The organism is Methylorubrum zatmanii, from assembly GCF_014845115.1.
In the GTDB taxonomy this organism is placed as follows: domain Bacteria; phylum Pseudomonadota; class Alphaproteobacteria; order Rhizobiales; family Beijerinckiaceae; genus Methylobacterium; species Methylobacterium zatmanii.
Genome location: NZ_NKUI01000038.1, coordinates 1 through 12609, shown reverse-complemented (window position 1 = coordinate 12609; position 12609 = coordinate 1). Strand labels below are relative to the sequence as shown.

At 68.4% G+C, this 12609-nt stretch carries 11 protein-coding genes and 1 pseudogene; 4 read left to right on the top strand and 8 right to left on the bottom strand.

Translation table 11 applies throughout. The features are described 5' to 3' along the window. Positions 1-4: 4 nt before the first annotated feature. From MZTS_RS04765 to MZTS_RS04740, 6 genes are all read right to left on the bottom strand, one after another. Positions 5-1198 carry a hypothetical protein gene (locus tag MZTS_RS04765; protein ID WP_192282200.1) on the bottom strand — a complete coding sequence of 398 codons (1194 nt, stop codon included), beginning with the start codon at positions 1196-1198 and terminating at the stop codon, positions 5-7. Between the two features lie 49 nt (positions 1199-1247). Beyond that, the gene (locus MZTS_RS04760; protein WP_210329120.1) at positions 1248-1589 is read right to left on the bottom strand and encodes a hypothetical protein; all 342 of its coding nucleotides are present in this window, start codon (positions 1587-1589) and stop codon (positions 1248-1250) included. A gap of 233 nt (positions 1590-1822) precedes the next feature. Further along, positions 1823-3190, bottom strand: coding sequence for a hypothetical protein (locus tag MZTS_RS04755; RefSeq protein ID WP_192282194.1), 1368 nt, complete (start codon positions 3188-3190; stop codon positions 1823-1825). 206 nt (positions 3191-3396) lie between these two features. Next, complete coding sequence (locus tag MZTS_RS04750) at positions 3397-4488, bottom strand: hypothetical protein (RefSeq protein WP_192282191.1); 1092 nt, start codon at positions 4486-4488, stop codon at positions 3397-3399. A gap of 193 nt (positions 4489-4681) precedes the next feature. Next, positions 4682-6580, bottom strand: coding sequence for a Mu transposase C-terminal domain-containing protein (locus MZTS_RS04745; protein WP_192282188.1), 1899 nt, complete (start codon positions 6578-6580; stop codon positions 4682-4684). Next, positions 6478-7359 carry a TnsA endonuclease N-terminal domain-containing protein gene (locus MZTS_RS04740; protein WP_192282185.1) on the bottom strand — a complete coding sequence of 294 codons (882 nt, stop codon included), beginning with the start codon at positions 7357-7359 and terminating at the stop codon, positions 6478-6480. Before MZTS_RS04740 ends, MZTS_RS04745 begins: the two co-directional genes overlap by 103 nt. 208 nt (positions 7360-7567) lie before the next feature. Here MZTS_RS04740 and MZTS_RS04735 point away from each other — a divergent pair. From MZTS_RS04735 to MZTS_RS04725, 3 genes and pseudogenes are all read left to right on the top strand, one after another. Further along, positions 7568-8287: pseudogene (locus MZTS_RS04735) on the top strand (ATP-binding protein); the annotation flags it as partial. 148 nt (positions 8288-8435) lie between these two features. After that, positions 8436-9605 carry an FIST N-terminal domain-containing protein gene (locus MZTS_RS04730; RefSeq protein WP_192282183.1) on the top strand — a complete coding sequence of 390 codons (1170 nt, stop codon included), beginning with the start codon at positions 8436-8438 and terminating at the stop codon, positions 9603-9605. Further along, positions 9602-10978 carry an ATP-binding response regulator gene (locus tag MZTS_RS04725; protein ID WP_192282181.1) on the top strand — a complete coding sequence of 459 codons (1377 nt, stop codon included), beginning with the start codon at positions 9602-9604 and terminating at the stop codon, positions 10976-10978. Before MZTS_RS04730 ends, MZTS_RS04725 begins: the two co-directional genes overlap by 4 nt. Positions 10979-10991: 13 nt before the next feature. On the opposite strand, the gene MZTS_RS04720 is transcribed toward MZTS_RS04725, so the two are convergent. Both MZTS_RS04720 and MZTS_RS04715 read right to left on the bottom strand, forming a co-directional pair. Then, the gene (locus MZTS_RS04720) at positions 10992-11312 is read right to left on the bottom strand and encodes a hypothetical protein (RefSeq protein WP_009866171.1); all 321 of its coding nucleotides are present in this window, start codon (positions 11310-11312) and stop codon (positions 10992-10994) included. A gap of 164 nt (positions 11313-11476) precedes the next feature. Further along, the gene (locus MZTS_RS04715; RefSeq protein ID WP_192282179.1) at positions 11477-12151 is read right to left on the bottom strand and encodes a transglutaminase-like cysteine peptidase; all 675 of its coding nucleotides are present in this window, start codon (positions 12149-12151) and stop codon (positions 11477-11479) included. A 261-nt stretch (positions 12152-12412) separates the two neighbouring features. On the opposite strand from MZTS_RS04715, the gene MZTS_RS04710 reads away from it, so the two are divergent. Continuing rightward, positions 12413-12609, top strand: a 197-nt coding sequence (locus MZTS_RS04710) for a hotdog domain-containing protein (RefSeq protein WP_343068700.1), incomplete at its 3' end; no start/stop codon positions are given.

Sequence of the window (12609 nt, the reverse complement as noted above, 5' to 3'; positions counted from 1 at the left end):
TGCGCTAAGCCGCCTTCGGAAACGTCCGGAAGAACCGCAGGTAGGCGTGCTCCGGTCCATAGACAGCCTCGGCGGACCCGAGTTCGGCATGGTCCAGAAGCGCACGCCGGACGGAGATCAGCATGTCGCAGACGACGTCCTTGCGTCCGCCCGCAGCCTCGAACAGATAGGGCAGGTCGGCGTCCGCAATGAAGCCGAGCGCATCCATCCCGTAGTTCCAGGCGGCACCGATCCATTCAGGGGCTTCGTGGTGATCCGGATCGTAGGGTGCATTCTCGTAGGCGAGTTCCTGCACGGTTGAGAGGTCATCGCGCGGATTGCTTCGTGCCCGATCGAGGAACGCTCTCTCGTCGCCCGTCAGATCGCCGAACAACGGTGGCCGGTTGGGCGGTATGCCGTCTTGGTACGGGATGCGGTACAGGGCGTCGCCCTGCGGCAATCCTGCGATCATCCGTCTGCCCGCGACGGCGAGGTGGAAAGCCTTGGCCCGGAATTCCCAAACCTCCCAGTTTCCCCAGTCTTTTTCGATCTCGGCGAGTGTCGGTACGGCTTTGAGGGCCTTGCCGAAGGTCGTGCATCGTTCCTTCACCAGGACATTGCCGACCCAACTCAACATGAGGCGGCTGTCCTTGATGGTCATCTCGGCGAAGCCCGGTGGCAGGGGGCGCTTGGCGTAGACCCGCAAGGCTTCGGCTTCGGAGGGCCGGTCGAGATGGGCCTGGATCGTTTCGCGGCAGGCTCGGACCTTCCAGAGCGGAAGTCCCCTCGCGAGCAGGGTCGCGGGGCTCGCGGTCATGGCGAGCCCTGCGAGGGTCTCGATGCCGAGCGCCTTGGCCCGGACGAAGACACCTGTCGGCAGGTTCAAGCCGTACAGTGTGATGGTCGAGAGAGCCTCAGTCTCGGTCTTGCTCAGATCCCGAACGAGCGGACCCGTGTCCAGCCGCTCAAGGATCTCGGCCTGAAGGTTGAGCAGCGTCGTGAGTTTGACGCCCGGCAGGCTGAGGACCTCCTCAGGCAGGCAGAGGGCGAGATCGGCGAGAGTGTGGACGCCGCTCGACGCCATCTCGGCGACGAGGGCGGGCTTCGTGAACGTCCCGGACGGTGGCACGTCGGTCAGATCGATGACCTGATCGCTGAGGATGCCTGGCACGAGGCACCAACTCCGACGGAATTCCGCCGGCAGGGGATAGACGTTCATGGTGGTCCTGCTGGGTGGATAGGGGTGCGTTACCGAGGCTGGCGTGATGTCAGCCCTGGGTTCGGTCGCAGCGATCGGGCGCGGCCTCGAACGTCGCGGGATCGTCGGTCCAGCGCTTCGCGGATCCGTCCATGCCCCGCCAGCACATACGACTGCAGACCTCGCAGCAGCGCTGGACGCTGCCGTAGGGCTGGCCGCGCTGTGAGACGAGGTGAAGCGGTTCTTGGGTCGGATCGGTGGCGGTTAGCGCACGCATTTGTGCGTCCTTGGGTACGACGAAGGGAGGGGGCGAAGCGTCATCCGTTGAATCGGCCTCATCGCGCGTGCTGCGCACGAAGTGGACGATTTCTTTGTCGGTGAGGTGCACGAGATACGAGAACGCCGTGCGCATCGCGGCCTCGGCGTCTTGGATCACCGCGACCTGTTAGTTGTCGGGCAGTCGATCCCACGCGGCGGCACGCTGGATCTGTCCGCGCCGTCCCCGGCGTGCGTTGGCGATGGCGATCGCGCCCGCGTGGGTGGTGCTCCACAGAATGTTCTTGTCGTCGCGGTCTGTGGGGGTTGCGGTCGCTGGCCTCGATGATGCGGGCATGGTGGCGTCCTGGGGCACGCCTCGAACGCAGGTCAGCGACGGTGGGCGCGGACGAACCGGGCGATCGTGGCGTCGTCCCACTCGGCCATGATGGCGAACGTGGCGCGGATCGCAGCCTCGGCGTCGTCGATCAGGGCGATCTGCTCGCCAGCTTTCATGTGGTGAAAGGCGATGTGCGGTTTCCCGCCGGGAGAGCGAGCGCAATGTATGGCCTCGGCCGCCAGTTCCTTGGCCCGCTCCAAGGCTGAAGAGTGGGGATCGATCGAGGCTTGGCGTGCGCGGGTGTGAGGCGCTCCGGCGGTGCGGCGTCCGGCCGGGCTCAAACCGGGGTCGATCTCGCCGTAGAGAGCGATGCCGGAACCGGGCGTGCGGGACTCCATCAGCGCGCGCCTGACAGCCGCGATCATCGCGCAGACCTGAGAGGCGTCGCCCTGCGCGACGTCCCACAGGAAGGCGAGATCGGACCGGGCGACGAGGGCCAGGCTGTCGATCCCGTGTCGGTCCAGGGCTTTGGCCCAGTCCGGGACGCCCTGCTGCTGGGTCCAGCGCACTGCATCGAGTTGGATCCCCTCGGTGACCGACCAGCCCGACGGCATCAGGCGCAGGGGGACGTAATCCTCGGTGCGATAGGGAACCCGCGTGGGCGTCGTGCCGGTGATCGATGAGGCGGCTTCAAGCGCGACGAAGTGCTGGATGCCCAACAGGGCTGATGACAGGGAGAGGCGACGGTCTCGACTGTGAGGTTCGTCGACGAAGCGCATGGCATCCCCGTATGTCGTGAGCCCGATGCGTTTCAGTCTGGCTCCGAGCCAGCTGCGACCGAGATCGTCCTCCGCGAACGGCCGATCCGCGAAGCCCACGGGGAGGGGGCGAGCTTGAAAGGCCCGTTTTCGCGCTGCGTCCGATCGGTTCGGCCAGTGATTCCGGAAGGCCGCAATACAGCCGCGCTGCTGCACGAGGCTCAATCCGAGCGTGTCGAGGACGCCGTTGTGCGTTCGAGCGACTTCGCCGAGCGTTGTGATACCAGCGGCGACGAGAAGGTCCGCGGTACCCTTCGGCAAGGCAGCCTCGCGGACCCACGCTCTGTCCAGGCGTTTGAGGGCGGCCGCTCCGAGACTTCGAGCGGGCGGCCGATCGGTCACGACGAGCGACACGTACACGGCCAGTTCGTGGAGGACGTCCGGGCTTGCATTCGGCAGGCCCAGAATTTCCTCGGGCAGCAGCCGCGTGAGGTCGTCGAGCGTGGTCATCCCCAGAGCCTGGAGGACCGGTCGGACCTCTGGCGTTTCGAAGAACCCGGGGAGCGGTTGCCGTCGCAGGCGTTGGCGATCGGTCTTGCTGAGGGATGGGAACATCGACCACGCGATCCTGAGATCGCGCGGCAGGTCGTAGAACGGCATGGTCGTTTCGCACCCGCACATGCGTCCGCAGATCTCGCAGCAGCGCTGGGCGCTTCCGTAGGGTTGGCCGCTCTGGGAGGTGGGGCGGATCGCGGGCATGCGGACGTCCTGGAGTACGGCGGGAGGTCTTTCGCGAGGGCGACAGCGGCGTTGTGGCCGACCGTCCAGAGCATCGGCGTCGGGCCGTCGATCGCGGCGAGGCGTGCTCAGGGGCCTGACGGGTCGACCCCGTGCGGGCCGTAGACGGCGACGCTGGACCCGGCGACCGTGCAGTCCATCCACGCGCGGCGCAGGGCGACGATCATCGCGCACATCGCGTCCGTGTCCCCGTCGGCGACGATCCAAAGGAAAGCGAGGTCAGCTTCGGCGAGAAGGCCGAAATTGTCGATCCCATGCCGGTAGAGCGCTTTGGCCCAGGTTGGCGCGGAATCCGCGTCGGTCCATCGGACTCGTGAGAGGATCGAGCGTTCGCGATGCCCATCCGCCCCCATCGGCACAATCGGTTGGTGGTGGGAACGATAGGGAAGCCGATAGAGCTCGGGCCCGTCTGCGTGTTCGGCCCGAAGCTGGTCGGCGTCGTGGTCGAGGAGGTGTTCGATCCCGGCCCGGGTTTTGGGCCCGAACCGGCGATGCGCATCCTCGGGCGTATCCGCGAGGAACGCCATGACGTCCGCATACGTCCTGAGCCCCTCCGCCTGCAACGCCGGGCCGAGCCATGATCGGCCCAGGGATCCGCTCCCGAACGCCTGAGATCCGAAGTTCGGCGGCAGAGGGCGTTGATCGCCGACGTCTTCCTGTTCCAGGGATGGCTCCGAGATCACCCGAAAAGCCGTGATACAGCGGCGTTGCTCGTCGAGGCTCAATCCGAGCGCGTCACGGGTGACCGCGGCCATGCGAGCCACGTCTCCGAGCGTCTTCAAACCGGCCATCTTCAACGCCGCGGTGGAGCCAGCCGACAGGCCGGCCTCACGCAAGGGAACCGTGTCCAGCCGCGCGAAGTCGTCTGCGGTGAGCGTGTCCGAGGACGGGCAACGGACCGTCACCAGCGACAGGCACTGCGCGATCCATCCGAATGCGTCGATCGTCGCGCCCGGAAGGCTCAGGATCTCCTCGGGCAGGAGCTGCACGAGATCGGCCAGCGTGTGGACCTCCCACGTCGCTAACACTAGGCGGACCTCTGGACTTGCGAAGTACCCTGGGAGTGGGTGCCGGCGCATGCGCAGGAGATCCTGCTGGCTGAGATGCGGATAGAGGGACCAGGCAGACCGGAGATCGGGCGGCAGGTCGTAGAACGGCATGATGGCCTCGTGGGTGCGACGGAAGCGCTGACTGACGGTGGCCGTGCTGGCGCTTCACCAGCCTGCGCCACTCGACGAAGTGCCGGGGCTCGCCGGGAAGACGGACGGCGTCACTGATGCAGTGACCATTGGCGATCCGAACGCGTGAGTGCGGGTACGACGACGTCCGAAAAACGGGTCGTCGCACCCTGCGTCAGCGCTGGAACTCGGCCGGCTCGATGTCGCCGTAGATGACCGGCGGCGTATCGAAGAGCCCGTCGTCCTCGCGTAGGCTCGGCGTGCACGGCTGAGGTTCCTGCGCCGGTGCTGCCATCGGGGCTGGTTTCACCCGCGTAGCACGATGGAACTCACGGCGGGCCGCCTTGGTCTTGGCCCGCGCTTCCTCGGCGTAGCCCTCTCGGCGCGCGATGGCCTTGAACAGCCCGTCCTCATCGACGTCGAGAACGCCCTGGCGTTTGAGTTCCGCCTTCGCCGCCTTGATCTGCCACAGGCTCACCGACGGGTGGCTGAGATCGCGATAGGGAATCGCGAAGTATCGCTGGATCTCAGGGTCCCAGAACCAGATCCGGCTGACGTCGCGGGGATCCCGGCGGAACTCGAACTGCCGCGGCCGCTTCGGATCGTCCGGATCGGTCGCCCCGGCCCAGCGATACAGGACCTCGTCCTGGTAGCCGATCTTGTCCATCTCGACGCCGTAGCGCTGGATCGTGCGCTCAAGGCACGGCGTGAAGTCGAGCCGGAGCTTCTCCGCGTCGGCGATCTTTTCAGGCAACCCCGCCCCGGGTTGGACCCCGTCGCCCAGCAGACCCACCTGCCACCTGCGCCGCGGCGTCATCTCGATCTCGCTGTGCAGGCGCATGTGATAGGTCGTGGTGAGAAAGTCGACGAGGTACCGCTCGACCTCGCCGAGGGTCATGTTGGCCATGCCCTCGGAATTATAGCCCTCGCGCTGCCGCGTGTTCGAGAACGTCGCGCCGTCGAGCTTGCGCACCTCGTTGGCGGTCGTCCCCATCAGGCGCTCGATGTGGCCGCCATAGTGCGGGGTCTTCACCGGCCGGAAATCGAGGTCGATGCCCCAGTCCCGGCACGCCCGCGCGAGCAGCTTGCCGCGAAACTCCTTGGCGTTGTCCGCCATCACCTTCGCCAAGCGCCCATAGACCGGCCACTCGCCGGGCACGCCTAGCGCCTCCAGCACCGGCCCCTTGGGCAGCATGCTCATCGACAGGCACAGGCCGACCGCGTTGGCGTTCGGTCGCTCCATCGACAGGTGGTAGCCCGTGACCATGCGCGAATACACGTCGATCGCGAGCGTCAGCCACGGCCGACCCATCGGCAGCCGCGTCGTCTCCTCGACCACGATCACATCGAGCTGCGTGTGATCGATCTGGACGACCGCCAACGGCTTGTCCGCGCCCGGAAAATGCCCTCGGACCGGCTTGCCGAGGTTGTCCGCCTTCGCCCGCTCGCCGCGGCGGCGCAGGACCAGTTGCGGATGCAGCGCCGCGATCCGCGCCCGCACCGTGTTCTTACCCGGCACCGGCAGCTTCGCTTGACGGCATGCCGCTTCGACCTTCTCGATGATGTCGGAGGGCTTCAGCTTCTGCCTGGTCAGGAACGCGTCCTCGATTGCGCCGGCGATCACCGCCTCGACCTCCGGCGACAGCGACGTCCGGCCCCGCGGGCGGCCTGCCGTCGTCGGGGCCAGGCTCGAGAGATGCCCCGAGTGACTGTAATCCGAGAGCCACCGGTAGATCGTGCTCGGATCGACCTTCGCCTGGGCCGCGACGGCCTCAACCTCGGCGCGCGGGATGATGCCGCGGTCCACCAGCGGCTTGATGATCGCCCAGCGCTGCTCGGCGACCGACCACGCCTTGTCCGAGATGTCGCTCGCCCGGCGCTGCTTCTCGGCCGGCCCGCCGGCAACCGGCTGCACCGCCTCGATGTCGGCGACCTTGAGCCGCTTGCGCTCCCCCGTCGCGACGTTCTCGCCTAGGACGCTGTCGAGATCGATCTCATGGGTGATGCGATACGTCGCCTCTCCGCAGCGGACCTCACAAGAGGGCGCAAGGCGTATGAATGCGGATCGCTCCATGTCGTGGCCTCGTCCTCGGCGACCCAGATCGGGGTCTTCATCGTCAGGTCCAGGGTGAGATCAGCCTCGATCCGACCCTGCGCAAGTAAGCGCCACAGGTGCGGGAGTGCCTGCAAGCGGCTGGGCTCGTCGGAGAAACTCGCGAGCAGCACGATCTCGGGCGTGGCCTCCTCGTAGGCCATCAGCGTCGCGATCAGCGTCTCCTCGAACCCGTCGTGCTCCGCGCGCCGGAGGTACGGGCGCAGGAACGTCACGTTGGCGAGCAACGGCGTGCGAATCTCTCGCTCTGTCAGAATCTTGAACGTCGCCCCCTGCTCGCGCGCATGGGCGCGCGCCGCCAGGAACGCCGGCTTCAGGCGCGGCCACTGCGCGATCAGGTCCGCCCGGTACTTCACCTCGTAGATCATCGGCGTCGCCGCGGCGGTCGAGGGCTGGGCCGCATTCGGCCCGACGAAGTCGACGGCCACGTCGGGTGTGTACCGGCGGGGCTTGTGGGTGACCGGATCGCGGAAGGGGATCGTGATGGGTTGCCCGCGCACCCGCTGGGCTGAGGGCATGAAGTCCAGGATCGTCAGGAGGTCGCGTTCGAGCGTGCTCTCATGGGCGATCGACGCGCCCTTTACCTGAACCATGCCGCGGACCGAGCGGTGGCCCATGCCGATGGTGCGCGCCGGCGCGCTGGCGTGCGCGGAGGCCGTCGATGTCGCGAAGGGCGCGAGCGGTGCGGCTGGCGTGGGCGAATCGCTTCGCGCCGAAGATTTCGGGGACTGACGTGGCATGCGCGGGAGTGTCCCGAAGCGGAGGAAGCATGGAAAGGGAGGCGGGATCGCGAAAAATCGGCGGGCTCGGCGCGGCCGTGTGAGGCGGCGAAATCCGGTCGCGGAATTTCCCGGAAAAGGCGATCCAGTCGCGGAATTTATGGGTGTAGAGTCTTGGGTTTTTGGGGTAGAAACTCTGTTAAAGCGTTGTTTTTGCTATTTTCGATTTGCAGTGTTTGGTGGAAGTGACAGCGGCCTCGGCGCCCGGCCGGGGGAGGCCTCCCTCGCCCATGGCGGCGTGCTGTTCCTCGACGAGCTGCCCGAGTTCACGCCCCAGGTGCTCGATTCCCTGCGCCAGCCGATGGAGACGGGCGAGATCATGATCGCGCGGGCGAATCACCGCGTGACCTACCCGGCCCGGTTCCAGCTCGTGGCGGCGATGAACCCGTGCCGTTGCGGCATGGCGCTGGAGCCGGGCTATGCCTGTCGCCGGGGGCCGAACGAGCGCTGCGTGGCGCAATACGGCACCCGCATCTCCGGGCCGCTGCTCGACCGGATCGACCTGCGGATCGAGGTCGCGGCGGTGACCGCCGCCGACCTGATCCTGCCGCCCCCCGAGGAAGGCTCGGCGGAGGCCGCCGCGCGGGTGGCGGCGGCTCGCACGCTCCAGGGCGCGCGCTACGCCACCCTCGGCCTGCCGGCCTCCACGACCAACGCCACCTGTCCGGCGACGGTGATCGAGACGGTGGCGGCGCCCGATGCCGAGGGGGCGGCGCTGATCCGCGATGCGGCGGAGACGATGCGGCTCTCCGCCCGCGGCTTCCATCGGACGCTTCGGGTCGCCCGCACCCTCGCCGACCTCGACGGTGAGGCGACGGTGCGGCGGCTGCATCTGGCCGAGGCCCTGTCCTATCGGGCGCGGGGCGAGCGGCCGGCGGCTGCGGCCTGACGCCTCGCTGCGAAACACCATCCGCGAACCGGCACCGGCCGCGGCGCGCCGGCCATTGCCACGTCCCTCCGCCGGGCACATAGTCGTGCACAATATGTCAGGGGCGGCCGGCCAGCCGGAACAGACCCCCGCGCGAGGGAGTGGGACGGTGGCGCATGGCACGCAGATGCGGCGGCATCTGTGCGGAATCCAGACGGTCTGGACGGATGCGGGCGAGGCGGAGGGCGCGGTCGCCTCCGTGGCGGAGGCCATCGACCGGAGCATCGTCGGCCACCTCATCGTCTTCTTCTCGCCGGCTTACGAGGCGGAGGTTCTCACCGCGTCCCTCGCCGCCCATTTCCCCGGCGTGGGCGTGAGCGGCTGCTCCACCTCCGGCGGCATCAGCCCGGCGGGCACCATCGAGCGCGGCCTCGTCGTGATCGCCTTTCCCCGGCAGGGATTCCGCATCGTCTCGGGCCTGCTCACCCAGATCACCCGGCTCGATGTCGAGGGCGCTGCCTCCACCGTGCGGGGCTTGCGCCGCCTGCTCGACCAGGGCCGCCCGGAGGGCGTCGGCGGCCACCGCTTCGCCCTCTCGCTGATCGATTCCCTCGCCAATGCCGAGGAGACCGTGGTCTCGGCCGTGGCCTGGGCCCTCGACGGCATTCCCCTGATCGGCGGCTCGGCCGGCGACGACCTCGCCTTCTCCAGCACGATCCTGATCCGCGATGGCGTCCTGTGCCGCGACGCGGCGGTGATCCTGCTGGTCGAAACCGATTTCCCGATCCGCATCTTCAAGAGCGACAATTTCGAGCCGACGCAGCGCAAGTTCGTGGTCACCGCCGCCCGCGAGGAGGAGCGGCGCGTCAGCGAACTCAACGCCGAGCCCGCCGCCCGCGAATACGCCATGGCGGTGGGACTCGACCCGGAAAACCTGTCGACGATGAGCTTTGCCGCCTATCCGCTCGCGGTGAAGATCGGCGGCGAATATTACTGCCGCTCGATTAGCCGGGTGGAGCCGGACGGCTCGCTCACCTTCTTCTGCGCCATCGGTGAGGGCGTGGTGATGACGCTCGCTCAACCCCGCGACATCGTCGAGGCGACGCGGGCGGAGCTTGAGGGCTTGGACGAGGCGCTGGGCGGCCTCGATCTGGTGATCGGCTTCGATTGCGTGTTCCGCCGGCTCGATGCCGAGAGCCGCCAGGTCCGCCACCGCATCGCCGACCTGTACAAGCGCTACGGCGTCGTCGGCTTCGAGACCTACGGCGAGCAGTACCGCGCGATGCACCTGAACCAGACCTTCACGGGCATCGCCATCGGTCGGGCCGAGACCCCATGAATCGCCCGACCCTGTGGATGGAGCCGCCGCCGGACCCTCAGACCATCGAGTCCCTGAATCTGCGCGTGGCCAAGCTCGAGCGCATCAATGCCTCGCTGATGGCGCATGTCGAGCGCACCATGGATCAGCAGGGCGGCGCCTACTCGCTGTTCCAGACCGCGATCATGCTGGAGGGCCGGGTCCGCGCCCGCACGGAGGAATTGACCGCGCTGATGCACAGCCTGGAGCGGTCCAACGAGGCGCTGCAGGCGGCCAAGGAGGAGGCCGAGACCGCCAACCGCTCCAAGACCCGCTTCCTCGCGGCGGCGAGCCACGATCTGCTCCAGCCGCTCAACGCCGCTCGCCTCTCCCTCTCGGCGCTGACCGATCTCGCCCCCGGCCCGGAGGCGAAGGCGGTGGCCCGGCAGGTGGAGCGGGGGTTGGAGACCATCGAGGATCTGATCAAGACCCTGATCGACATCTCGAAGCTCGATGCCGGCATCGTTCGCCCCGTGGTCAAGCCGGTGCGGCTCACCGATCTCGTCGCCGGGATCGAGGCGAGCTTCCGCCCCTTCGCCGAGCGCAAGGAACTGCGCCTCGTCACCCGCTGTGCCGACCTCGTGGTGGAGACCGACGGGCTCCTGTTGCGGCGCATCCTCCAGAACCTCGTCTCCAACGCGATCCGCTACACCGAGAGCGGCGGCGTGCTGATCGCCGCCCGGCGCCGGGGCGGCGCGACGGGCAAGCTCTGCCGGATCGATGTGGTCGATACCGGCCGCGGCATCCCGGAGCATGAGCGCGGGCTGGTCTTCGAGGAATTCTATCGGGGCGGGCACGATTCCGAGGAGGGCGGTATCGGCCTCGGGCTCGGCCTGTCGATCGTGCAGCGCATGGCCTCGACGCTGCGCCACGACATCGCCCTGTATTCCCGCATCGGGCACGGCACGCGCCTGAGCCTGACCCTGCCGATCGCCGCGCAGCGCCCGGATGCGCAGGTGCCGCTCGCGCCGCTGGCGACGGCGCTGACGGGCGCGCGGGTGCTCGTGATCGAGAACGACGCCTCGACGGCGGAGGCGCTGCAACGGCTGCTGCGCAACTGGGATGCCGAGGTGCGGGTGTTCCGCGATCTCGCCGGTGTGGTGACGGCCCTCGGCACCGGAATGGCGCGGCCGGACGTGATGGTGATCGATTACCATCTCGACAACGGCGCCTGCGGCCTCGACGTGGTCGATTACCTGCGGCGCAACCGGGGCTGGGTGACGCCGGTGATCCTCACCACCGCCGATCACGGCGCCGATATCGCCGCCCAGGCCCAGGCGACCGGCGCCGAACTCGTCCATAAGCCGATCAAGCCGGCGCAGCTGCGCTCCCTGCTCGCCTACATGCTGGCGTGAGGATTGAGGACGCTCAGAGGGCGCTGAAGCGCCGCTCGCCCATCAGCCGGTCGCGTGCCCGTGCGACGAGGGCGGGGCGGATGCGGGCCACGTCCTCGGCATCGAGCAGCGGCGAGCCGGCGAGCGCCCCGAGATAGGCTTCCTCGCGGTCGTGGCAGAGGGACACCGCCCTGGTGGCGGCGAAGCTGCGGCTCGTGGTGCGGGCGTGATCGGCGAAGGCCGCGTCGAGGCAGGCCTGCCACGCCGCGTGGCGCTGGCCCTCGGGGCTGTCCGCCCGCGCCGGACCGGCGGCGAGAACGAGAGCGGGGAGGAGGCTGATGAGGACGCGGCGCATGGGACGGGCGGACCCTGGGACGGCGAACCTGAGGGAAACAGGGAGTTTTCCAGGCCGGTGGGCCTTTATTGGAAACCTCTCGTCAACCTTGGTCGCCGCCCCCTTAAAGGCCGTTAACGCACGGTGCGCCGGCCCGGTCCCGATCCGGGACGCGCCGGCTCCGCTCAGCGATTGGCGGCGGTGAGCGGCGAGGCGTCGCGGCCGAGGGCCACCCAGCCCAGCGCGTCCTGGCTTTCGCGCTTGATGAAGGTGTAGCCGGTCTGGGTCCAGGGCAGCACCGCGTTGGTCTTGTTGTCGAGCACGAGGTCGCCGCGGTTGGTGAGGATGGTGAGGACGGCGTGGCCCTCGCCCTTCTCATCGATCACCACGGTCATCCGCATGGCCCGGCGCGGCAGGCCGGCCTCCACCAGCATGTGGCGCTTGAGCAGCTGATAATCCTCGCAATCGCCCCGCCCGTCCTCGGCGAGATCCCAGCGGTCGGCGGCGCGCCAATGCTCCTGATCGGTCACCGCCTCGATCGCCCGGTTGATCCGGCGGTTCACCGCGTTGATCGTCTGCCACAGAGCCGGGGTCAGGGTGACGAGGGCCGGCTCGGTGCGGTCGACCGCGCATTCGCCAGCGTAGCGCTCGCAGAACTCGGCCCAGGCGGCGATCGGCCGGGCCGGGCCCACGGTGGTGGCCGCCTGGGTCACGGCCGGGAGGGCGGCGGTGCTCTGCGCCTCGGCCTGCGGGGCCGGTGCGGCGAGGAAGACCCCGGCCAGGGCGAGACCCGCGAGAAGGCGAGCCGTGAGAGCCTTGCGGGGCCGGACGACACAGAGCGGGGAGAACGCGATACGCATGGCCCTGACCGAGCAGTTAAGCTTCCGTTAATGAAGCTCTCACAGGCTTCGGGTTCCCGCAATCGGCAGGTTAAAAATCGGTTAACGCGATCCGTCTCATTTGAGCGAATGCGCCCAAGCGACTGGGGCATCGCGCGGAATCCGCCTCGTGCGAGGCTGCGCAACACATGCGGGCCTCCGTTACCCGGTCCGATGGTCCGGCCGGCATGGCAGCTGCTAGGCTCGGCGCCACCGCCGCTAGCCCAAGACTTCCTGCCTCCGATGACGTCCGAACCGATCCCTGCCAAAGCCACGCAGCCCACCGACCGAGGGCCGCCGGTGATCCGCACGGTGGCGATGCCCACCGACACCAATCCGGCGGGCGACATCTTCGGCGGCTGGCTGATGGCGCAGATGGACATGGCGGCGGGCAATGTCGCCGCGCGCCGGGCACGGGGGCGCTGCGCCACCATCTCGGC